Origin of the sequence: Pseudoxanthomonas mexicana, from assembly GCF_046736355.1 — a bacterium.
Classification (GTDB): Bacteria; Pseudomonadota; Gammaproteobacteria; order Xanthomonadales; family Xanthomonadaceae; genus Pseudoxanthomonas_A; species Pseudoxanthomonas_A mexicana_B.
The window spans coordinates 389,379-410,555 of record NZ_CP157201.1; the positions used below are offsets into that span (position 1 = coordinate 389,379).

Sequence of the window (21,177 nt, forward strand, 5' to 3'; positions counted from 1 at the left end):
ATGTGCCAGGCTCAGCACTTCCAGCCTGCCACTGGCCAGGTCGTGGAAGCGCAGGCTGCGGAACTCGGCCGGCCTGCCGTCCACCGGCTCGTCGGAGACGAAGTACACGCCCTTGCCGTCGGGCGCGTAGGCGAAGCGGCCGAACGCGGCCTTGCCGCCCTCGACCGGGAACAGCCGCAGCTTGCCGGTGGCCACGTCGACCACGCCCGGATGCGACTCGGCCGCCGAGACGTAGCGCGACACCAGCAGCGACTTGCCGTCTGGCGAGAAATCCAGCGGCGTCCACGATCCGCCCGCCGACAGCAGCAGCCGCGAGGTGCCGGCGCGGGTGTCGCGCAGCCAGACGTCGCGGTCGGTGCCGTTGCGCGCGGTGCTGGAATAGGCCATCAGCGAGCCGTCGCGGTTGAGCACGGTGCCGCCGTTCTGGCTGCGCTTGCCGTCGGTCAGCAGCGTGGTGCTGCGGGTCTGCACGTCGAACCAGTACAGCTGCGAGAACTCGTCGCCGCCCTTGTCCTTGGCGAACACGAAGCCTTCCCGCCACGCGCCCGGCGGCGACGGCACCACGCCGGCGACCGGCTCGGGGTGGAAGGTCAGCTGCTCGCGCATGCCCAGCGGCTGGCAGACGCGGTGCACCTGGCTGGTCTCGGCGAAGCGCGTGCCGATCAGCAGGCAGCCGTCCGGGGTCCAGCCGCTGACGCCGGCGCCGCGGGTGTTCTGGTAGCGGTTCAGGCGCTCGAGCAGTTCGGTCGGGATCTCCGGCACGTTCTCGCTGACGCGGTTGCCGACATGGAGGCGTTCGACCGGCGCGGTCTGCGCCAGCGCGGGCAGGGTGCAGGACAGGGCGAGCAGGAGGACGGGCAGTTTCGCCAGGCGCATGACGGCTCCGGGAAGTGAAGGACGACGCCAGTCTAGGCCCGGCGCGGGCCGGGGAATACCCCCGCGCGTGGCGCGGCATCCACCACGCTGTAGAGCCGGGCAAGCTCGGCTCTACAGCCTTCATGCAAAGGGCGGGAATGGAGGCGGGATTCAGTGACGCGCCACGCGCGCCTGCAGCAGGGCGCGCAGTTCGTACTTGTCGGCCTCGTCCAGGCCGCTCTCGCGCTGCTTGGCCTGCAGTTCGTCGATGCGCTGCTGCAGCAGCTGCTTTTCGAGCTGGTGGGCGGCATCGAGCAGCTCGACCCGCCAGCTTTCCTCGTCGCCGGGGATGTCCTGCATCGCCAGCTTCTGCAGCGCCGCGCCTTCCTCGCGCTCGGCGTAGTGCTCCAGCAGCGCGCCGGTGCTGATGTCCGGGCGCGCGTGCACGGTGTCCAGCAGTTCGATCAGCAGGTCCACGCCGGGCTGGCGCAGGCCGGCGAAGCCGTAGGGCGCCGGCAGCGCCAGCGCCAGCGCCGGCTTGTGCAGCAGGCGCACGATCGCGCTGCGCACCAGGCTGGGCTTGTGCGCCGGCGATCCCTGCGCGGGGCGGCGCGCGCGCGCGGGCATGGCGACCGCGGTGGGCGCGTTCGCGTTCGCCGCGCCCACGCCGGTGAGTTCGGTCAATCGCTGGCGCATCAGGTCGGCGAAGGCGCCGTCGGGGATCTGCGCCAGCAGCGGCCTGGCCCGTTCGGCCAGCCGCGCCTTGCCGTCCAGCGTGGACAGGCGGATGTCCTTGCCCAGTTCGTCGAAGAAGAACTGCGACAGCGGCGTGGCCTGCTGCAGGCGCGCATCGAAGCCGGCCGCGCCCTCCTTGCGCACGATGCTGTCCGGATCCTCGCCCTGCGGCAGGAACAGGAACATCGCCTGGCGCCCGTCCTTCATCCGCGGCAGCACCGATTCCAGCGCGCGCCAGGCCGCGCGCTGCCCGGCGGCGTCGCCGTCGAAGCAGAAGTACACGTCCGGCGCGTTGCGGAACAGCAGCTCGGCGTGGTCCGGCGTGGTCGCGGTGCCGAGCGTGGCCACCGCCTCGGTGACGCCGTACTGGAACAGCGAGACCACGTCCATGTAGCCTTCGACCACGATCAGCCGGGCGATCTTCTGGTGCGCCTGGCGCACCTGCCACAGCCCGTACAGCTCGCGGCCCTTGTGGAACAGCGCGGTCTCGGGCGAGTTGAGGTATTTGGGGCCATCGTCCTTGTTCAGCACGCGCCCGCCGAAGGCGATCACCCGGCCGCGCCGATCGAAGATCGGGAACATCACCCGGTCGCGGAACTTGTCGTAGACGTGGCCGCGATCGTTCTTCGAGAACAGCCCGGCGCGATCCAGCAGCTTCATCCTGCGCTCGTCGGTGCCCAGCGCATCGCGCAGCGCCGAGAAGCCGTCCGGCGCGTAGCCGATGGAGAACTGCGCGCGGACGGCCTCGTCCACGCCGCGCCCGTCCAGGTAGGTGCGCGCCTTGTCGCTGCCGGCCAGCTGCTTCTGGAAGAAGCGCGAGGCCGCCTCCAGCGCGGTGTAGAGCTCGCGGCTGTCGTCGTCCTGGTTGCGCCGCTGGGTTTCCTTCGGCACTTCCATGCCGTTGCGCCGCGCCAGTTCCTCGACCGCGTCGAGGAACTCCAGCCGGTCGTAGTTCATCAGGAACGACAGCGCGGTGCCGTGCGCGCCGCAGCCGAAGCAGTGGTAGAACTGCTTGACCGGCGAGACCGTGAATGACGGCGAGCGCTCGTCGTGGAACGGGCAGCAGGCCGAGTATTCCTTGCCCTGCCGCTTCAGCGGCACGCGCGCGCCGACCACCTCGACGATGTCCGTCCGGGCGAGTAGTTCGTCGATGAAGGCGTCGGGGATGCGGGCCATGCCCGCATAGGATGCCACGCCGCGGCGTCGTGGCCGGTCGGGCGGTCGCGGCGACGCCTGTCAATCCCGCCGTGGCCGGGCGAGCCGGCCGGCGGGCGGCGGGATCACGCGTTCAGCGGGACGGAGGCGCCTTCATCCCGGCGTCCTCCAGCCTGTGCCGCGAGCGCAGCCGCTCGTCGATGACCGCGGTCAGCAGCGCGCCGGCGAAGAACACCACCGCCGCGTAGTACAGCCAGATCAGCAGCAGCGCCAGCGCGCCCATCGAGCCGTAGGCGCTGCCCGGCGCCGCCTGCGCCAGGTACAGGCCGATGAGGTAGCGGCCGAGCGCGAACAGCACCGCGGTGATCGCCCCGCCCAGGAACGCCTGCCGCCATTCCACCCGCCGGTCCGGCAGGTAGTGGTAGAGGAAGGCGAACGCCAGCGCGTACAGCACCAGCGTGGTGGCGTAGCCGATGGCCGGCAGCACCGACGGCATCCGCGCGAACACCACCTGCAAGGCGGTGGTGGCGATCATCGACACGATCAGCAAAAAGCCCAGCGCCAGCACCACTCCCATCGAGAACACCCGCTTCTTCAGCCAGGCCAGCGCGCCGTTCAGGCGCTGCGCGTCGGTGCGGAAGATCAGGTTCAGCGCGCCCTGCAACTGCGCGAACACGATGGTCGAGCCGACGAACAGCAGCAGCGTGCTCCACAGCCCGGCCAGCGAGCCGACGCTGGGCTGGTCGGTCGCGTTGGCGATGACGGTATCGGCGACGGTGGCCGCGCTGGGCCCGGCCAGCGCGCCGATCTGGTCGATCAGCGACTGCTGCGCCGGCGGGTACAGCGAGGCGGTCAGCCACAGCAGCAGCACCAGCAGCGGCGCCAGCGACAGCAGCGCGTAGAACGCCAGCGAGGCGGCCTGGGTCATCAGGTCGATCTCGATGAAGCGGTTCACCATCGCCGCCGGCAGGCTCTGCTGCAGGCGTTGCAGGTGACGACGCAGCTTGGCGGGCGACAGGCGGGACATCGGCGGGAGGCGTCTCGTCGGGGGACGGCACCAGCATCGCGCGGACCGTGTCGGCGGTGCGTATACGCAGCCGGCGCGGACAAGCCGGCCAACCGCTCAGGTTGATTCGGCCAGCGCCCGCAGCGCCTGGCCATCGAGCCGCTGCACCGTCCAGCCGTCCATGCCGATCGCGCCGAGGCGGCGGTAGAAGCCTATCGCCGGTGCGTTCCAGTCCAGCACCGACCACTCGAAGCGACCGCAGCCGCGCGCCACCGCCAGCCGCGCCAGGTGGACCATCAGCGCCTTGCCGATGCCGTGGCCGCGCAGCGCCGGACGCACGAACAGATCCTCCAGGTATAGGCCGGGCTTGCCGAGGAAGGTGGAGAAACTGCGGAAGAACAGCGCGAAGCCGGACGCTTCGCCGTCGTATTCGGCGATCACCACTTCCGCAGCCGGCCGCGGGCCGAACAGGTGTCCGAGCAAATCGGCTTCTGTCGCCACCGCTTCGTGGCGCAGCCGTTCGTAATCGGCCAGCTCGCCGATCAGCGCCAGGATCAGCGGCGCATCGGCGGCGGTGGCCGCGCGCAGGTAGATGCGGGTGGAGGCGTCAGTGGTGGACATGGCGGAGGAATCACGGAAAGCCGCCGGCATTGTGCCCGCACCCGGGGCCATGCCGATACCGATGCGGCGATGCGAACGCGCATCGGGCTTTCAGGATGCGCCGCCGCTTCCCGGCATCGCGCCCAGCGCGCGCCCGAGCGACCGGAACGCCTGCTCGGCCTGCGCCAGATCCTCGAAACCTTCGGCGCAGGCGACCACCACGGTGGCGCCTTCCTGCCCGCGCGCCGCGTCGATGATGCCGACGTTGCAGGCGCGGCCCTGCTGGGTGCCGGTCTTCTGCGCGAAGTCGGTCCCGTCCGGCAGGCCGGCGGCGATGCGGCGATCGCCGGTGCTGATGCCGCGCATGTGATCGAGCAGCAGCCCGGTGCCGGCGGGCGAGAGCAGTTCGCCGGCGGCCACGCGTTCGAGCAGGCGCGCGAACGCCGGCAGCGTGGCGGCGTTCCTGCCGCTGCGGTAGTAGTCGTCGAACACCGCCTGCAACGAGTCGGCGCGCAGATCCTCGCGCGGCACGCCGAGCGCGTCGGCCAGCGCGCGCAGCCGCGGTTCGCCGGCCTCGGCGTTGCGCAGCGCGACCAGCTGCATGTTGTCCAGCTTGGCCACGCCGGGATGCAGCGCGCCGTAGGCGTCGTAGCGCACCTGCAGGATCGTGGTGATCGGGCCGAAGCCGTCGCCGACCCAGTCGGTGATGCGCGCATTGAGGTGATCCTCGCCGACCTTCCGGATCAGCATGTCGGTGGCGGTGCTGTCGCTGTCGCGCAGCGACTTCCGCAGCAGTTGGGCGATGCTGAAGCGCGCGCCCGGATCGTGCTGCAGCAGGTCGCCGGCGCCGTCGACGAAATCGGTCCGCGCCAGCACCAGTTCCTCGTCCAGGGACAGCCGGCCGGCGTCGACCTCCTCCAGCACCGCGATCGCCACCGGCACCTTGATGGTCGAGGACAGGTACCAGCGCCGGCCGTCGCCGCGATCCAGCGTGCCGGCCGCCTCGCCGAAGCGCGCGACGTAGGCGCCGAAGTCGCCGGGCATCGCCGCGTCGATCGCATCGACGGCCTCGGCCAGCGGCGCGACCCAAGGCGGAGCGGCGGCCGCGGCCTGCTGCTCGACCGGCGACTCGGGTTCGCCGCGGCAAGCGGCCAGCCCGGCCACTGCGGCCAACACGACAGCGACATGCAGGAAGGAAGGACGACGGCGCGAGGCGTTCATGGCGGGACGATCGGCGGCGACACGGTCGGGACCGCGGGAGCTTCCACGAATACGCCCGAAGCGGTGACGGCGGCGCCAACGTCGCGCAGCGCGCGCTCGGCCGCCGCGGTGCCGGCGCCACGCGCGCAGGCGGCAATCACCACCCGGGCGGGCAGCGCCGGCAAGGCGCCGCGCGTGCGTGGCGCAGGCGGCGGCACCGTCGCGATGCCGAGATCGCAGGTGCGCCGGTACTGCGTGCCGGTCTTGTGCGCGAACCGCACCCGCGCCGGCAGCCCGGCGCGGATGCGGCGATCGCCGGTCTGCACGCGCGCCATCAGGTCCAGCAGGTAGCGGGTGGCGTCCGGCCCCAGCGCCAGGCCGTCGGCCAGCGACGCCAGCATGCGGCCGTAGTCGACCAGCGTGGCGCTGTTGGCGTGGGTGGCGTAGTAGGCTTCGAACGCGCTGTCCAGGTCCGGCAGCAGGAAATCGGCCGGTTCCACCGCCAGCAATTGCGCCAGCTTGCGCACCCGCGCCTGGCCGGCGCCGCTGCGTTGCAGCGCCAGCAGATCGCTCGAACGCAAGCCGGCCGCGGCCGGGTGCAGCATGCCGTAGGCGCGCCGGCGCACGTCGGCCAGCGAGGTGATCTCCACGCCGCGCGCGGCGATCAGCTCGGCCGCCACCGCGTTGACGCGGGCGATGCCGACGGCGCGGATCAGCATGTCGCTGGCGGTGTTGTCGCTGTGCACGATCATCTGCTCGAGCAGGTAGGACACCGTCAGCCGCGTGCCGGGCGGGTGCGCGTTGGTGCCGCCGGCGCCATCGACGAAGTCGGTCTCGCGCAGCGTCAGCCGGGTCGCCAGCGACAGCTCGCCGCGCTCGATCGCGCGCATCACCGCGATCGCCACCGGCACCTTCACCCCCGAGGCGAGATACCAGGGTTCCTCGGCGCGGTAGGAGAACGACTCGTCGCGGTCCAGGTGATGCACGTAGACGCCGATGTCGCCGGCGAAGCGCGCATCGGCCGCCTCCAGGCGCTTGTGCAGCGACAGCGTCCAGGCCGGCACCGGCACCGCCTGCGTCGGCGGCACGGGCGGTGCGGCGGAAAGACGGCTCGGCGCGACCAGCAGCGCGGCGGTGGCGATGGCGGTGGAGAGCACCCTGTTCATCGCCGCCGGATTGTGGCGTGAAGGCGCCGCATCGCGGCTGAACACCTCAATCCCGTTGCGGCGTCGCTTCGCGCCCGCGCCGCGCCAGCGTGGCGGTCAGCCGCTGCCACAGCCAGATCCACGCCGCGGTCGCGACGATCAGGATCGCGGTCAATACCAGTGCGCGCTCGTACGACACCGCCTGGTAGTAGCCGAGCACGTTCCGGAACAGGATGAAGATCACGCTGATGTGGACGATGAACGCCATCAGCGCGTCGCTGCCGACGATCGTGACGGGCTTGATCGCCCTGGCCAGCAGCGCGCCGCCGGCGATCGACAGCGCCAGCAGCAGCAACGCGCCGCCGACGCTGTACAGCGTGAACATCATGTCCGGCGGATGCTTGCCGACGTTGCGCGCGATGGCGACCAGCAGCGGCCGCATCTCGTCGGCGCTCAGCGCGAACCACGCCAGCAGCACCATGCCCGCCAGCGCGATGCCGCCGGCCAGCAGCCAGCGCGTGCCGATGCGGCCGTTCCAGCGCAGCAGCAGGCCGCCGACCAGCAGGCCGATCATCACCAAAGGCAGCCGCGCCAGCTGGCCCCAGGTGTAGTAGTCGGGGTGCTCGACCAGCAGCGCCTGCAGCTGCGGCACGCCCCAGAAGCCGAAGTTCTCCAGCAGCCACCACGACGCGTAGATCACCGGCAGCGGGCTGAGCCAGCGCAGCCACGCCGGCGCCTTCGCCCACAGCGGCAGCAGCCACGGGATCCACAGCAGGGCGATGGCGTAGAAGCCCAGGATCTCGACGAACGAGGGGAAATCCCGGTACAGCAGGTGATCGACGATCTCGCCGCGGCCGCGGTCCCACAGCTCGACCACGGTCAGCACCTTGTACCAGAACAGCACCACCACGCCGCGCCACAGCAGCCGGTTGCGCCGCCGCGGCCAGTCCGGCGAGGCCGTCTTCGGCACGAACGCCACCGCCAGCGCGATGCCGAACACGATGAAGAACAGCGACGAGGAGAACTTGGTGATCGCGTGGACCGGCACCTGTCCCCAGTCGGGGAAGTCGTCGAACGGCATCAGCCCGTTGGTGCCGTGGCTGAGGATCATCAGGCACACGGCGATGCCGCGCGCCAGGTCGATGGATTCGATGCGGCCGGCCGCGGCTGCCTGCGTGCGCGAGGGCGCCGCTGGCGCCACCGCGCGGCCGTCGGATGCGGGCGCGGCAGGCGTGCCGCCAGCCGTCGCGGACACCGGCTAGCGGCCCGTGGCCGGCGCGGCCGCCGCGTTGCCCGGCGCGCCGATGCGCCAGATCACGTTGCCGACGTCGTCGGCCACCAGCACGCCGCCGCGCGCGTCGATCGCCACGCCGACCGGACGGCCCTGCGCATCGCCGTCGTCGTTGACGAAACCGCCGAGCACCGTCTCGATCGGACCGGAAGGGCGGCCGCCGGAGAACGGCACGAACACCACCGAGTAGCCGACCTTCGGTTTGCGGTTCCACGAACCGTGCAGGCCGATGAAGGCGCCGCCGGCATAGCGCGCCGGCAGCGCGTCGCCACGGTAGAAGGCCAGGCCCAGCGGGGCGACATGCGAGCCCAGGCTGTAGTCGGGCGCGACGGCCTTCGCGACCAGGTCCGGATCCTGCGGTTCGACCCGGGTGTCGACGTGCTGGCCGAAATAGCTGTACGGCCAGCCGTAGAACGCGCCCTCGCGCACCGAGGTCAGGTAGTCAGGCACCAGGTCGTTGCCGATCTCGTCGCGCTCGTTGACCACCGCCCACAGGCTGCGATCGTGCGGGTTGATCGCTAGCGCGGTCGGGTTGCGCAGGCCGGAGGCGTAGTTGCGCACAGCGCCGGTGGCCGGATCGATCTCCAGCACGGCGGCGCGGTTGACCTCCTCCTCCATGCCGTTCTCGGCGATGTTGCTGTTGGAGCCGACCCCGACGTACAGCCGGCTGCCGTCCGCGCTGGCGACCAGCGCCTTGGTCCAGTGGTGGTTGCGTCCGGCCGGCAGGTCGGCGACCTTCTGCGGCCTGGCGGCGCTGGTCGTCGCGCCGGCGACGTAGGGCACCTTGACCAGCGCGTCGGCGTTGGCGATGTACAGGGTGTCGCCGACCAGCGCCATGCCGTACGGCGAGGTCAGCCCGTCCAGGAAGGTCTCGCGCACTTCCGCCACGCCGTCGCCGTCGGCGTCGCGCAGCAGGCTGATGCGATCGGCGCTGGGCACGCCGGCGCCGGCGCGCTTCTGCACCGCGTTCATCGCCATCCGCTTGGGGCCGGGCGTGGTTTCGGTCTCCGGCTTGTTGGCCTCGGCGACCAGCACGTCGCCGTTGGGCAGCACCAGCACCTGGCGCGGATGGTCCAGGCCGCGCACGAAGGCGGTGACCGTGAAGCCGGCGGCCGGCGTCGGCTGGCCGTTCTCCGGCCAGCCCACCGCCGGGGCGATCTCGACCACCGGTACCGTCGACGAATCCGGCTCGGGCAGCACCGGGTTGGGGCCGGTGCCGATCGGGTATTCCCCGGCCGGTGCGGCGGCGCTGTCATCGGCCCCGGCCTGCGCGACCTGGGTGTCGTCGTCCACCGGCGGATCGCCGCTGCTCATGCAGCCGGCCAGCGCCAGCGCCAGTGCCGCGATCGCGGGGAAGGCCGCGAGCTTGCGTGTCCCGGAAGAGGAGATCGTCGCCATGTCGGTCGCATCCGCGCAGAAGGGAAGGACCATTGCAGCAGCGGCGGCGTGACGGGCGGGTCAGCGCTGCGGTGCCCGGCCGGCGGGAGACGGGCGAGTCGCCCGATGCGACGCAGGCGCGCGCCTCATGTAGAGCCGAGCTTGCTCGGCTGCTTTGGAACCTGTGTCGAGGGCAGCGGAGTAAGCTCCGCTCTACAGCGACGGGAGAAGAGAACGCCGTATCAGCCAGCCAGCTTCTTCTTCAGCAGCGCCGAGACCTGGCCCATGTCGGCCTTGCCGGCCAGTTGCGGCTTCAGCACGCCCATCAGCTTGCCGAGGTCGGCCGGGCCGGTGGCGCCGGTCTGGGCGACGGCGGCATCGATGGCGGCCTGGATCTCGGCCTCGCCGAGCTTCTCCGGCAGGTAGCGCTCGATGACGGTGATCTCGGCGCGCTCGACGGCGGCCAGATCCTCGCGGCCGGCGCCCTCGTACTGGCTCACCGAGTCCTTGCGCTGCTTGACCATCTTTTCCAGCACCGCCAGCACGGCGGCGTCGTCCAGCTCGACGCGCTCGTCCACTTCGCGCTGCTTGATCGCGGCGTTGATCAGGCGGACCACGCCCAGCGTGTCCTTGTCGCCGGCCTTCATCGCGGCCTTCATGTCGGCGGTGAGCTGTTCTTTCAGGGACATGTCCGGTTCCTCGGGCGGGCCGAACCGGCGCGGGCCGGGTCGGCGGGGGTCAAAAACACAAAAAGCCGGCGACGCGGATGCGGGCCGGCTTCGTGGGGTCTCGCCACCACCGGACGGACCGGCGGCGGGAGGCGACCCGCGTCGTGCTCAGTACAGGCGCTGGCGCTTGGTGACGTCGCGCGAGGAGCGACGCAGCTGGCGCTTCACCGCGGCGGCGGCCTTGCGCTTGCGTTCCTGGGTCGGCTTCTCGTAGAACTCGCGCTTGCGGGTTTCGGCCAGCACGCCGGCCTTCTCGCAGGTGCGCTTGAAGCGACGGAGCGCAAACTCGAACGGCTCGTTTTCGCGGACTTTGACGCTGGGCATACGTAATCTCGGTGGTTTTGGCAGTCCGGCCAGGGACGGGCGGACCGTTGCGAAGGGACTCGCACACCCGACCAGAACGGGTGAGCCGCGCATTATAGCGACGGCCTTGGGCCGGGTGCAACCGGCCCCTATACTGCCTGGATGAAAGTGCTAGGCATCGAAACCAGCTGCGACGAGACCGGCGTGGCCGTCTACGACACCGGCCGCCCCGGCGCGGCGGGGCTGCGCGCGCACGCGGTCTACAGCCAGATCGCCCTGCACGCCGAGTACGGCGGGGTGGTGCCGGAACTGGCCAGCCGCGACCACGTGCGCAAGCTGCTGCCGCTGATCCGGCAGACCCTGGCCGAGGCCGGGCTGTCCGTGGACGAGCTGGACGGGGTGGCCTACACGGCCGGTCCTGGCCTGGTCGGCGCGCTGCTGGTCGGCGCCGGGGTGGCGCGATCACTGGCCTGGGCGCTGGACCTGCCGGCGGTCGGCGTGCACCACATGGAGGGCCACTTGCTGGCCCCGCTGATGGAGGACGACCCGCCGCAGCCGCCGTTCGTGGCGCTGCTGGTGTCCGGCGGGCACACCCAGCTGGTCGCGGTCGACGCCATCGGCCGCTACCGGCTGCTCGGCGAGACCCTGGACGACGCCGCCGGCGAGGCCTTCGACAAGACCGCCAAGCTGATGGGACTGCCGTATCCCGGCGGCCCGCAGCTGGCCGCGCTGGCCGAGCAGGGCCGGCCCGGGGCGTTCAGGTTCTCGCGCCCGATGACCGATCGCCCTGGCCTGGACTTCAGCTTCTCCGGCCTGAAGACCCAGGTGCTGCTGGCCTGGCGCGACAGCGACCAGTCGGCGCAGACCCGCGCCGACATCGCGCGCGGCTTCGAGGACGCGGTGGTCGACACGCTGGCGATCAAGTGCGAGCGCGCGCTGGACGCGGCCGGCAGCGACGTCATCGTCGTCGCCGGCGGCGTCGGCGCGAACAAGCGCCTGCGCGCCAGGCTGCAGGCGATGTGCGCGCAGCGCGGCGGCCGCGCCTGCTTCCCGCGCCCGGCGCTGTGCACCGACAACGGCGCGATGATCGCCTTCGCCGGCGCGCTGCGCCTGGAGGCCGGCCAGCGCGAGGACGCCGGGGTGAAGGTGACGCCGCGGTGGGATATGGCGTTGCTGCCGCCGTTGGCGGCAGCGAGGGACTAGAGGTTAGGGGCTAGAGGTTAGTAAAAGCGAAGAACCGCGCTTAGCCTTTGCTAGCCCCTAGCCCCTAGCCCCTAGCCCCTAGCCCCTAGCCCCTAGCCCCTAGCCCCTAGCCCCTAGCCCCTAGCCCCTAGCCCACCCATGGACAAAATCTTCATAGAAGGCCTCGAAGCCGACGCCGTCATCGGCATCCACGACTGGGAGCGGCGCATCCGGCAGACGCTGCGGCTGGACATCGAATTGGGCTTCGACAACCGCAGGCCGGCGGCGAGTGATGAAGTGGCCGATACGCTGGACTACGACGCCATCAGCCAGCGGGTGACGGCGTTCGTGCAGGCTTCCGAGTTCGGGCTGGTGGAGACGCTGGCCGAGCGTTGCGTGGCGCTGGTGATGGAGGAATTCGGCGTGGCCTGGATGCGGCTGAAGCTGAGCAAGCCCGGCGCGGTGCGCAACGCGGTCGCGGTGGGCGTGATCATCGAGCGCGGACGCGCCGACTGACGTGCCCGGCACGCTTCTGCGATGATGGCGGCCCTTTCGCGATTCCCGGCCGATTCTCGATGTCCCACCGCTACCTGCTGCTGCTCGGCACCGCCACCGACGAGGAAGGGCGGCTGCGCCAGGCGCGCGACGGCCTCAAGCGGCATGGCCGCATCCTGGCGCGCAGCGGCGTGGTGCACGGCCCCAGCGTGGTCGAGGGCGATGCGACCCGCTACGCCAACCAGGCGCTGCTGTTCTCCAGCGATCTCGATCGCGAAGGGTTCGCCGACGGGCTGAAGGCGCTGGAGCACCGGCTGGGCAGGCGGCCGGGAGCGCCCTGCGTCATCGACATCGACCTGGTCGGCGAATGCGATGCCGGTGGCGCGGTGATCTGGCGCAACGAGGCCAAGCTGGATGCACCGCTGTTCCGCGAGCTGGTGGAGAAGGTGCTGCGGCGTTAGGGAACCAGGGATCTCTCTGGTCATCCATGCTCGTCATCCCCGCGCAGGCGGGGATGACGGATTGGTCGCCGCTCAGATGAAAACCGAGCGCCCGCCATCCACCGCGATGACCTGCCCGGTGACGTAGCCGTTGCCGTGCAGCAGCCAGCGCACCGCCGAGACGATGTCCTCCGGCGCGCCCTGCCTTTGCAGCGCGGTGCGCTCGCGCACCATGTCCAGCGTCTCGGCCTTGACCGGGTTGTCCGACCACAGCACGTTGCCCGGCGCGATCGCGTTGACGCGCACCTGCGGGCCGAGTTCGCGCGCAAGCGACTTGGTCATCATCACCAGCGCCGCCTTGGCCATGCAGTACACGGTATGCCCGGCCAGCGGGCGCTCGGCGTAGATGTCGGCCAAGTTGACGATGGCGCCGCCGCGGGCGCGCAGGTGCGGCGCGGCCGCCTGCGACAGGAAGAACGGTGCGCGCGCGTTGGAGGCGAACAGTTCGTCCCACTGCTGCGGCGTGGTGCTGCCGATCGGCGTGGCGTAGTAGGCCGAGGCGTTGTTGACCAGCGCGTCCAGCCGGCCGAAGTGGCCGACCGCGCGCGCGACGATCTCCGCCAGCCGGTCGAACTGCGCCAGATCCGCCTGCACCGTCACCACGCTGCCCGGGCGCGCCTGTTCCAGCTCGCCGACCAGCGCCTCCATCTCCTCGCCGGAGCGGCGGTAGTGCAGCGCCAGATCGTAGCCGTCGGCGTGCAGGCCGCGCGCGATCGCCGCGCCGACGCGCCTGGCGGCGCCGGTGATCAGGGCGACTGGGCGGCTCTCGGCGGGCATCGCGGGTTCCTGCATCGGGCGGATCACTCTATCGGGATACGCGCGCCGGTGCATTCCACGCCGGCTAGCGCGGCGCTTCCCACGGAAAGCGCGGCAGGCTGGCCACCGCCGCCTCCAGCTTGCGCGACCAAGTGTCGTGGATCTCGGCGTACAGCGGCGTGTTGCGTTCCAGCCGCATCCGCTGGGTGACCTTGAGGTCGCCGGCGCGCAGCAGCACCAGGTCCAGCGGCATGCCGACCGACAGGTTGGAGCGTATGGTCGAGTCCAGCGACACCAGCGCGCAGCGCGCCGCGTCCTCCAGCGGCAGCTGCGGGCGCAGGATGCGATCGAGGATGGGCTTGCCGTACTTGGATTCGCCGATCTGCAGGTAGGGCGTTTCCGGCGAGGTGGCGATGCAGTTGCCGAGCGGATAGACCAGGTACAGGCCGGGCCGTCCGCCGGCGATCTGGCCGCCGATGATCAGCGTGGCCTCGACGTTGACGCCGCGCCGGTGATCCTCGTCGCTGACCCGGGCCTGGCTGGCGAGCAGGGTGTCGCCGACGTACTCGGCCACTTCGTAGAGGTGGGCGAACGTGCGCAGGCTGCGCGCCGCGCCCGGGTTGTCGATGTCGCGCTGCAGCCGCGAAAGCGCTAGCTGGGTGGTCGCCAGGTTGCCGGCGGACATGATCACGAACACGCGCTCGCCCGGCCATTCGAACACGTGCATCTTGCGATACACGCGCACGTCGTCGAACGAGGCGCTGGTGCGCGTGTCGGCGGCGAACACCAGTCCTTCGTCCACTTCGATGCCGACGCAATAGGTCATGGCGGCTCCACGCTGGCGGTGTGCGGGGATTCTAGATCGCGCGGTCGCGGCGCGAGTGAAGGCCATGCGATCTCCGCGGCGCGGCCGCCGCGTACAATGCGGCGCCTGTCACGTGCGGATGCGCCGATGCCCGAACTGCCGATGCCCGATGCCGACGCGCTGGCGCACAGCGAGCGCCTGCGCGCGCTGATCCGCGAGGAGATCGTGGACGCCGGCGGCGCCGTTCCGTTCTGGCGCTTCATGGAGCTGGCGCTGTACGCGCCGGGGCTGGGCTACTACAGCGCCGGCAGCACCAAGTTCGGCCGCGCCGGCGATTTCGTCACCGCGCCGGAACTGGGGTCGCTGTTCGCGCAATGCGTGGCCGAAGCGGTCGCGCCGGTATTGCGGCAGCTCGGATCGGAGGCGCAGTTCGTCGAGATCGGCGGCGGCAGCGGCGCGTTCGCCGAGGCGCTGCTGGCGCGCCTGCAGGCGCTCGACGCGCTGCCGGCGCGCTACGCCATCCTCGAACCGAGCGCGGACCTGCGCGAGCGCCAGCGCGAAAGGCTGGAGCGTGCGACGAGCCCGTCGGTGTTCGCGCGGGTGCGCTGGCTGGATCGGCCGCAGGAGGAAGCATGGAACGGCGTGCTGTTCGCCAACGAGGTGATCGACGCGCTGCCGACGCCGCGCTTCCTGATCCGCGACGGCGAAGTCTTCGAGGAGGGCGTGGCGCTCGATGCGCAGGATCGCTTGGTGCCGGCGTGGTTCCCGGCCGATGCGCTGCTGGCCGGCGGCGTGCGCCATGCCGAGCGCTACCTGGAAACGACGTTCGCCGAAGGCTACCGCGCCGAACTGCTGCCGCACCTGCCGTACTGGATCCAGGCGGTGATGGGCGGCCTGCGCGAGGGGGCGATGCTGTTCTTCGACTACGGCCATCCGCGCCGCGAGTACTACCTGCCCGAGCGCGGCAACGGCACCGTGCGCGCGTTCTACCGCCAGCAGGTGCACAACGACGTGTACCGCTGGCCGGGCCTGCAGGACATCACCGCATCGGTGGACTTCACCGCGCTGGCCGAGGCCGGCACGCAGGCCGGCTTCGACCTCGCCGGCTATTGCACGCAGTCGGGCTTCCTGCTCGGCAACGGCCTGCAGCAGCGCCTGGAGGAAGCCGAGGCGCAGGCGCCGGACGAACAGGCGCGCCTGCGCCTGCGCAACGAGGCGCGACAACTGACCCTGCCCGACGCGATGGGTGAGCGTTTCCAGGCGATGGGGTTCTCGCGCGGGGTGGATTTCGACGCCGCGTTCGCCTTCAACGACCTGGGCTGGCGGTTGTGATGCGCGCGGCGATGCATCCCTTCCGCCGGCCGGGGCTGTGGCTGGGATTGTGGCTGGTGGCGGTCGGCATGGTGATCGCGTTGTCGCTGCTGCCGCCGCCGCCGATGCCGGAACTGCCCTCGGGCAGCGACAAGGTCGAGCATTTCCTCGCCTACTTCGCCCTGTCGGCGGGCGCGGTGCAGTTGTTCCGCACGCCGCGCGCCTGGCTGGCCTGCGCGCTGGGCCTGGTGGCGCTGGGCGTGGGGCTGGAGATCGCGCAGGGCGCGCTGACCGCCACCCGCATGCAGGATCCGTTCGACGCGCTGGCCAATGCGCTGGGTGTCCTTGTCGGGCTGTCCACCGCGCTGACGCCGTGGCGGCAGCTGTTGTTGCGGTTGGAATCGCGCGTCTAGATCGCGGCAGACGCTTCCGTTGTAGAGCCGGGCTTGCTCGGCTTGGCCGTGCCTGGGAAGCGGGAAGCAGCCGAGCAAGCTCGGCTCTACAGGGTGGCGGCTGCGGGGTTGTTCATCGGCTGGGAGCAACGGCTTCTGTGCCGGAATCGTGCTTGCAGGGCGCGGCAGATGCTCCGTTGTAGAGCCGAGCTTGCTCGGCTCGCCTTGCGCGGGAAGCGGGAAGCAGTCGAGCAAGCTCGGCTCTACAGGGTGGCAGCTGCGGGGTTGTTCATCGGCTGGGAGCAACGGCTGCTGTGCCTGGAATCGCGCTTACAGGACGCGGCAGATGCTCCGTTGTAGAGCCGAGCTTGCTCGGCTCGCCTTGCGCGGGAAGCGGGAAGCAGCCGAGCAAGCTCGGCTCTACAGGGTGGCAGCGCAGGACTCCCAGCCTCCATGTCCTGCGCGCAAAAAGGAAGAGCCGGCGATCGCCGGCTCTTCGCGTTTGGTCCTGGGCGGAACCGCTGCCTATTGCGCCTGGAGGGTGAGCCGGTTCAGCACCCACATCCGCGGCCGGGTGTCGCCGCTGAGGGTCACGCACAGGTCGGCGCGCGGCGAGGTCGCCTTCAGCGGCGCTTCCAGTTCGACGAAGCCGTCGGCGCCGGCGTCCTGCGGCAGCGGCACGGTGGCCAGCACCGGGCCGTCGCAGCCGGCGCGCACCTCGAACTCGCCGTGCGCGGCGACCGGCTTGCGGAAGCGGCGGTTGGCCTCGTCCTTGTCCAGCCCGAAGTTGTACGGGATGCGCCCGATGCGCGCCTTCACCGAGGCCACGCCATGCAGATCCGCATCCGGCCACAGCCAGCACGGGTTGAAGATGGTGACGTCGAAGGTCTCGCGCGGGCCCTCGGCGGGATTGTCGTCCTCCAGCCGCAGCACCAGCCGGCCGCTGTCCGGGCATTGCGCCAGGGTCTTGTCGGTGCGGCTGCGCAGCGAGGCGTCGTCCAGCGTCCACGCATTGGCCTGGCTGGCGACCGCGCGGCCATCGAAGAACGCCGCCGCCTGCAGCGTCGCCGGCGTCGACAGCGCCATCGGGCCCTCGTAGCGCGGCGACTGCGCGGTGGGCGCGCTGCCGTCGGTGGTGTAGCGGATGTCGTCGTAGCCGAGCGGGTTGGACAGTTCCACCGTCACCTTGCCGGCCTGGCGATCCTCGCGATGGGTCATCGCCACCGACAGCGCGGTCTGCGCGTAGGGGATCTCCAGCGCGCGGTAGCGCTGCAACTGCGCCGGCAGGCGCGCCAGGAAGTCCTGGTAGTCCTTCCTGTCCTGCGGCGTCCACGCGATCTCGGCCAGCGCCGACAGGCGCGGGAACACGTTGTGCTGCACGCGCGGGAACAGCCGCATGTGCTCGGTCCAGACGTTGGCCTGCACACCGATGACGTGCTTCTTCTGCGCCTCGTCCAGTTCGGCGGGCACCGGGTCGAAGTCGTAGATCTTCTGCATCGAGATGAACGCCGGCCGGCCCGGCGGCTCGTCCGGCAGGTCGGTCTGCAGGAAGTCCAGGTACAGCGTGCTGCCCGGCGCCATCACCACGTCGTGGCCGTGGCGCGCGGCCTCGATGCCGCCGGTGATGCCGCGCCAGGACATCACCGTGGCCTGCGGCGGCAGGCCGCCCTCGATGATCTCGTCCCAGCCGATCAGGCGGCGATCGTGATCCTCCAGGTACTTCTCCAGGCGCTTGAGCATGTGGCTCTGCATCGCTTCCTCGCTGGCGATGCCGAGCGAGCGCATGTGCGCCTGCACCTTGGGCGACTGCTTCCACTGGTGCTTGACCGCCTCGTCGCCGCCCAGGTGGATGTAGCGCCCCGGGAAAAGCTCGATCACCTCGGCCAGGATGTCCTCGAGGAACGCCAGCGTTTCGTCGGCCGGGTTGAACAGGTAGGGATTGACGCCCCAGTCGGGCGAAGGCGAGGTCGGGCCGTCGACCACGCCGTGCTCCGGATAGGCGGACACCGCGGCCTGCGCATGGCCGGGCACGTCGATCTCAGGTACCACGGTGATGTGGCGCTCGGCCGCGTAGGCGACCACCTCGCGGATCTGGTCCTGGGTGTAGTGGCCGCAGTACCGGCGCGGCTGGCCGTCGCCGGCCACGCCGGCCTCGCCCGCGGGGATGCGGCAACCGCCAACCTCGGTCAGCTTCGGATATTTCCTGATCTCGATGCGCCAGCCCTGGTCGTCGGTCAGGTGCCAGTGGAAGGTGTTGAGCTTGTGCAGCGCCATTGCATCGAGCAGCGACTTGATCTCGTCGATGCTCTGGAAGTGGCGCGCCGAGTCGAGCATCAGCCCGCGCCAGCCGAAGCGCGGCGCGTCGTCGATGGCCAGCGCCGGCAGCGACACCGCATCGCCCGGTTCGCCGGACAGCAGCTGCCACAGGGTGACCGCGCCGTAGAACAGCCCGCGCGCGTCGGCGGCGCTGACCCGCACGCCCTCGGGGGCGACGGTCAGCGAATAGGCTTCCGGCGAAGACTGCGCGGCGGCCGGATCCAGCGCGAACACGATCGCCGGCGAGCCGTCGGCGGCCGCGGCGTCGCGCAGCTTCAGCGGCGTGGTGCGGCCGAGCAGGTCGATGAACTGCCGCGCCACCGTGGCGGCCTGGCCCTCGCCGATCACGGCGGTCTCCGCATCAATGGTGAAGCGCCCTTCGCCCGCCTTCACCGAGACCGGTTGCGGAATCAGCGGCAGGCGCTCGGCCCGGATCTCGATCGGCCCTGGCGGCGTGGCGGCATCGGTCGCGGCCGGCCTTTCGCCGCAGGCGGCCAGCAGCGCCAGCGCCGCCATGCTCGCCAGCGACCACCATCGCTGCCGGTGATGCGGATTGCTCATCTTGGATTCCTCCTGGGTTGGATGAAAAAAGCGGCCCGGAATCCCGGGCCCGGAGAGAGAGAGAGAGGGAGCGGCGTCCTCATCCGCCGCGCGAACCGGCCGCTATCGTCCCTGCGGCGCTCGTAGTGTGACCTGATCCAGCACCCACATCCGCGGCCGGGTGTCGCCGGTGAAGCGTATGCACAGATCGGCGTCGGCCGCCTGCGCGGGGAACTCGGCATCGAGGACGACGAATCCGTCCGCGCCCGGCGCCGCCGGCAGCGGTACGCTGGTTAGCCGCGGGCCGTCGCAGGCGCCGGTGTGCAGGTCCATCTCGCCATGCGGCGAGCGCGCCGGGGCGAACCGGCGGTGCGGTTCGTCGTGGGCCAGTCGGAAGTAGTACGGGATGCGCCCGGCGCGGACCCGCACGCGCGTCACGCCTTGCAACGGCGCGGCCTTCCAGCGCCAGCACGGATCGAAGATGTCGACGTCGTACACCGCGCGCTCGCCCTCGGCCGGGCCGTCGTCCTCCAGCCGCAGCACCAGGCGGTTGCTGCACGATTGCAGCGTCTCGTCGCTGCGCGTCCAGGTGGAGGCCGGCTCCAGCGCCAGCGCGCTGGGCGGCGCCAGCGCCTGGCCATCGGCGAACACCGCCGCCTTCAGCAGCGCCGGGGGCGTCAGCGCCAGCGGCTGCCGGTAGGCCGGCGATTGCGGGCCGGGATCGCGGCCGTCGAGGGTGTAGCGGATGTCCGGGTAGTCCAGTGCGTTGCCCAGCGCGACGGTGGCGCGCCCCGCGGCCGCGTCGTGGCGGACGTCGAAGCGCACCTCGAACGGCGTGCGCGCGTAGCCGATGCCGAGCGCGCGGTAGCGCCGCAGCTGCGCGGGCAGGCGGGCCAGGAAGTCGCCGTAGTCGCGCCGCGCGGCCGGCGACCAGCCGGTCTCGGCGACGGCGGCGATGCGCGGGAACACCGCGTGCTCGACCCGCGCGTAGCTGCGCATGTGCTCGGTCCAGACGTTGGCCTGCACGCCGAGGATGTGCGGACGGTAGGCGTCCTCCAGCGCGGCCGGCACCGGCTCGAACTCGTAGACGCGGCGCAGCGTCATGGCGCCGGGCCGGCCCGGCGGCTCGTTCGGCGAATCGGTCTGCAGGTAGTCCAGGTACACCTCCGAGGACGGCGCCATCACCACGTCGTGGCCCATGCGCGCGGCCTGCAGGCCGCCGTCGATGCCGCGCCAGGACATCACCGTGGCCTGCGGCGCCAGCCCGCCCTCGAGGATCTCGTCCCAGCCGATCAATCGGCGATCGCGCGCGGACAGGAACTTCTCCAGCCGCCGGATCAGCTGGCTCTGCATCGCCATCTCGTCGGCCGCGCCGAGCTCGCGCATGCGCTGCTGCACGCGCGCCGAGGCCTGCCATTGGTCCTTGATGGCCTCGTCGCCGCCGACGTGGACGTAGCGGCCGGGGAACAGTTCGACGACCTCGGCCAGCACGTCCTCCAGGAAACGGAACGTGGCCTCCTCGACGTTGAACAGGTTGGGGAACACGCCCCACTCGGTGGTCGGCGCCAGCGGCGTGTCGACGACGCCGAGCGCGGGATAGGCGGCGATGGCGGCGGTGGCGTGGCCGGGCACGTCGATCTCCGGGACCACGGTGATATGGCGCTGCGCCGCGTAGGCGACCACCTCGCGAATCTGCTCCTGGGTGTAGTGGCCGCAGTACCGGCGCGGCTGGCCGCTGGCCGGATCGACGGCGCCATCGCCGGCGGGCAGGCGGCAGCCGCCGACTTCGGTCAGCTTCGGGTATTTCCTGATCTCGATGCGCCAGCCCTGGTCGTCGGTTAGGTGCCAGTGGAAGGTGTTGAGCTTGTGCAGCGCCATCGCGTCGAGCAGCGACTTGATCTCGTCGATGCCCTGGAAGTGGCGCGCCGAGTCGAGCATCAGCCCGCGCCAGCCGAAGCGCGGCGCGTCGTCGATGACCAGCGCCGGCAGCGATCGCGCCGCGCCGTTGGCACTCGTATCGGCGGTGAGCAGCTGCCACAGGGTGACCGCGCCGTAGTGCAGGCCGCGCGCGTCGGCGGCGACGAGGCGCACGCCCTCGGCGTCGATGCGCAGGCGATAGCGCTCCGGCGACTGCCCGGGCAGCGCGTCGTCGAGGGCGAAGGTAATCGCGCCAGCGCTTGCCGGCGTGCTGGAAAGCTTCAGCGCCAGCGTGCCGGTCCTGGTCAGCAGCGCGGCGAACCGCAGCGCCTCGGCGCGCGCGGCCTCGCCCTCGGCGAGCAGCGGCGTGCCGGCCGAGACGGTGAACGAGCCTCGCGCCAGTTGCAGCCGCGCCGGCGCGGGAACCAGGGCCGGCGAGGCATCCGCGTCGGCAGCGGATGCGTGCGCGGCGCGCGCCGGAAACGCGCCGATGCCAAGCGTCATCGCGATCAGCGTGGCCATGACGGGGATCCGGGCAGCGCAATGGAACTTCTTCATCGTCCTTCCT

19 protein-coding genes are annotated in these 21,177 nt (G+C 71.2%); 6 read left to right on the plus strand and 13 right to left on the minus strand.

All coding sequences use genetic code 11. The features are described from left to right. The first annotated feature begins 42 nt into the window (after nucleotides 1–42). A complete protein-coding gene (locus AAG688_RS01670; protein WP_411833639.1) occupies nucleotides 43–894 on the plus strand; it encodes a hypothetical protein in 852 nt (283 codons plus the stop codon). A gap of 132 nt (nucleotides 895–1,026) precedes the next feature. Here the strand turns inward: AAG688_RS01670 and dnaG are convergent, their stop codons facing one another. The 9 genes from dnaG to rpsU all read right to left on the minus strand — a co-directional run bounded on the left by dnaG (nucleotide 1,027) and on the right by rpsU (nucleotide 10,416). Further along, nucleotides 1,027–2,766 (minus strand): DNA primase, encoded by a 1,740-nt coding sequence (dnaG, locus tag AAG688_RS01675; RefSeq protein ID WP_411833640.1) that lies wholly within the window; start codon nucleotides 2,764–2,766, stop codon nucleotides 1,027–1,029. A 112-nt stretch (nucleotides 2,767–2,878) separates the two neighbouring features. Then, nucleotides 2,879–3,772, minus strand: a complete 894-nt coding sequence (locus AAG688_RS01680; protein WP_411833641.1) for a YihY/virulence factor BrkB family protein — start codon at nucleotides 3,770–3,772, stop codon at nucleotides 2,879–2,881. Between the two features lie 96 nt (nucleotides 3,773–3,868). Beyond that, nucleotides 3,869–4,372 carry an N-acetyltransferase family protein gene (locus tag AAG688_RS01685; protein ID WP_411833642.1) on the minus strand — a complete coding sequence of 168 codons (504 nt, stop codon included), beginning with the start codon at nucleotides 4,370–4,372 and terminating at the stop codon, nucleotides 3,869–3,871. A gap of 90 nt (nucleotides 4,373–4,462) precedes the next feature. Continuing rightward, the gene (locus AAG688_RS01690; protein WP_411833643.1) at nucleotides 4,463–5,572 is read right to left on the minus strand and encodes a serine hydrolase; all 1,110 of its coding nucleotides are present in this window, start codon (nucleotides 5,570–5,572) and stop codon (nucleotides 4,463–4,465) included. Then, nucleotides 5,569–6,717 (minus strand): serine hydrolase, encoded by a 1,149-nt coding sequence (locus tag AAG688_RS01695; RefSeq protein ID WP_411833644.1) that lies wholly within the window; start codon nucleotides 6,715–6,717, stop codon nucleotides 5,569–5,571. The genes AAG688_RS01690 and AAG688_RS01695 overlap by 4 nt, the downstream gene beginning before the upstream one ends. Before the next feature lie 46 nt (nucleotides 6,718–6,763). After that, nucleotides 6,764–7,951: an acyltransferase family protein gene (locus tag AAG688_RS01700; protein ID WP_411833645.1), complete on the minus strand. Its 1,188-nt coding sequence runs from the start codon at nucleotides 7,949–7,951 to the stop codon at nucleotides 6,764–6,766. A gap of 3 nt (nucleotides 7,952–7,954) precedes the next feature. Beyond that, nucleotides 7,955–9,385, minus strand: a complete 1,431-nt coding sequence (locus AAG688_RS01705; RefSeq protein ID WP_411833646.1) for a PQQ-dependent sugar dehydrogenase — start codon at nucleotides 9,383–9,385, stop codon at nucleotides 7,955–7,957. Between the two features lie 221 nt (nucleotides 9,386–9,606). Beyond that, nucleotides 9,607–10,053: a GatB/YqeY domain-containing protein gene (locus AAG688_RS01710; RefSeq protein WP_411833647.1), complete on the minus strand. Its 447-nt coding sequence runs from the start codon at nucleotides 10,051–10,053 to the stop codon at nucleotides 9,607–9,609. A 147-nt stretch (nucleotides 10,054–10,200) separates the two neighbouring features. Then, nucleotides 10,201–10,416 (minus strand): 30S ribosomal protein S21, encoded by a 216-nt coding sequence (gene rpsU / locus AAG688_RS01715; RefSeq protein ID WP_002808376.1) that lies wholly within the window; start codon nucleotides 10,414–10,416, stop codon nucleotides 10,201–10,203. A 141-nt stretch (nucleotides 10,417–10,557) separates the two neighbouring features. On the opposite strand from rpsU, the gene tsaD reads away from it, so the two are divergent. The 3 genes from tsaD (at nucleotide 10,558) to AAG688_RS01730 (ending at nucleotide 12,533) form a co-directional block, all read left to right on the plus strand. Then, nucleotides 10,558–11,598: a tRNA (adenosine(37)-N6)-threonylcarbamoyltransferase complex transferase subunit TsaD gene (gene tsaD / locus AAG688_RS01720; protein ID WP_411833648.1), complete on the plus strand. Its 1,041-nt coding sequence runs from the start codon at nucleotides 10,558–10,560 to the stop codon at nucleotides 11,596–11,598. A 138-nt stretch (nucleotides 11,599–11,736) separates the two neighbouring features. Continuing rightward, entirely contained in the window at nucleotides 11,737–12,093 is a 357-nt protein-coding gene (gene folB / locus AAG688_RS01725; protein WP_411833649.1) for a dihydroneopterin aldolase, read from the plus strand. Nucleotides 12,094–12,152: 59 nt separating this feature from the next. Then, nucleotides 12,153–12,533 (plus strand): 2-amino-4-hydroxy-6-hydroxymethyldihydropteridine diphosphokinase, encoded by a 381-nt coding sequence (locus AAG688_RS01730; protein WP_411833650.1) that lies wholly within the window; start codon nucleotides 12,153–12,155, stop codon nucleotides 12,531–12,533. A 72-nt stretch (nucleotides 12,534–12,605) separates the two neighbouring features. Here the strand turns inward: AAG688_RS01730 and AAG688_RS01735 are convergent, their stop codons facing one another. Next, nucleotides 12,606–13,349 (minus strand): pteridine reductase, encoded by a 744-nt coding sequence (locus tag AAG688_RS01735; protein ID WP_411833651.1) that lies wholly within the window; start codon nucleotides 13,347–13,349, stop codon nucleotides 12,606–12,608. Nucleotides 13,350–13,413: 64 nt separating this feature from the next. Beyond that, nucleotides 13,414–14,154 (minus strand): 20S proteasome subunit A/B, encoded by a 741-nt coding sequence (locus tag AAG688_RS01740; RefSeq protein ID WP_411833652.1) that lies wholly within the window; start codon nucleotides 14,152–14,154, stop codon nucleotides 13,414–13,416. 126 nt (nucleotides 14,155–14,280) lie between these two features. Between AAG688_RS01740 and AAG688_RS01745 the strand changes: the two genes are divergently transcribed. Together AAG688_RS01745 and AAG688_RS01750 are read left to right on the plus strand one after the other, a co-directional pair. Beyond that, nucleotides 14,281–15,465: a class I SAM-dependent methyltransferase gene (locus AAG688_RS01745; protein ID WP_411833653.1), complete on the plus strand. Its 1,185-nt coding sequence runs from the start codon at nucleotides 14,281–14,283 to the stop codon at nucleotides 15,463–15,465. Then, nucleotides 15,465–15,857: a VanZ family protein gene (locus AAG688_RS01750; protein ID WP_411833654.1), complete on the plus strand. Its 393-nt coding sequence runs from the start codon at nucleotides 15,465–15,467 to the stop codon at nucleotides 15,855–15,857. Before AAG688_RS01745 ends, AAG688_RS01750 begins: the two co-directional genes overlap by 1 nt. Before the next feature lie 504 nt (nucleotides 15,858–16,361). On the opposite strand, the gene AAG688_RS01755 is transcribed toward AAG688_RS01750, so the two are convergent. Next, on the minus strand, nucleotides 16,362–18,713 hold the full coding sequence (locus AAG688_RS01755) for a family 20 glycosylhydrolase (protein WP_411833655.1): 2,352 nt from the start codon (nucleotides 18,711–18,713) through the stop codon (nucleotides 16,362–16,364). Nucleotides 18,714–18,815: 102 nt separating this feature from the next. Beyond that, the gene (locus AAG688_RS01760; RefSeq protein ID WP_411833656.1) at nucleotides 18,816–21,131 is read right to left on the minus strand and encodes a beta-N-acetylhexosaminidase; all 2,316 of its coding nucleotides are present in this window, start codon (nucleotides 21,129–21,131) and stop codon (nucleotides 18,816–18,818) included. Between the last annotated feature and the right edge of the window lie 46 nt (nucleotides 21,132–21,177).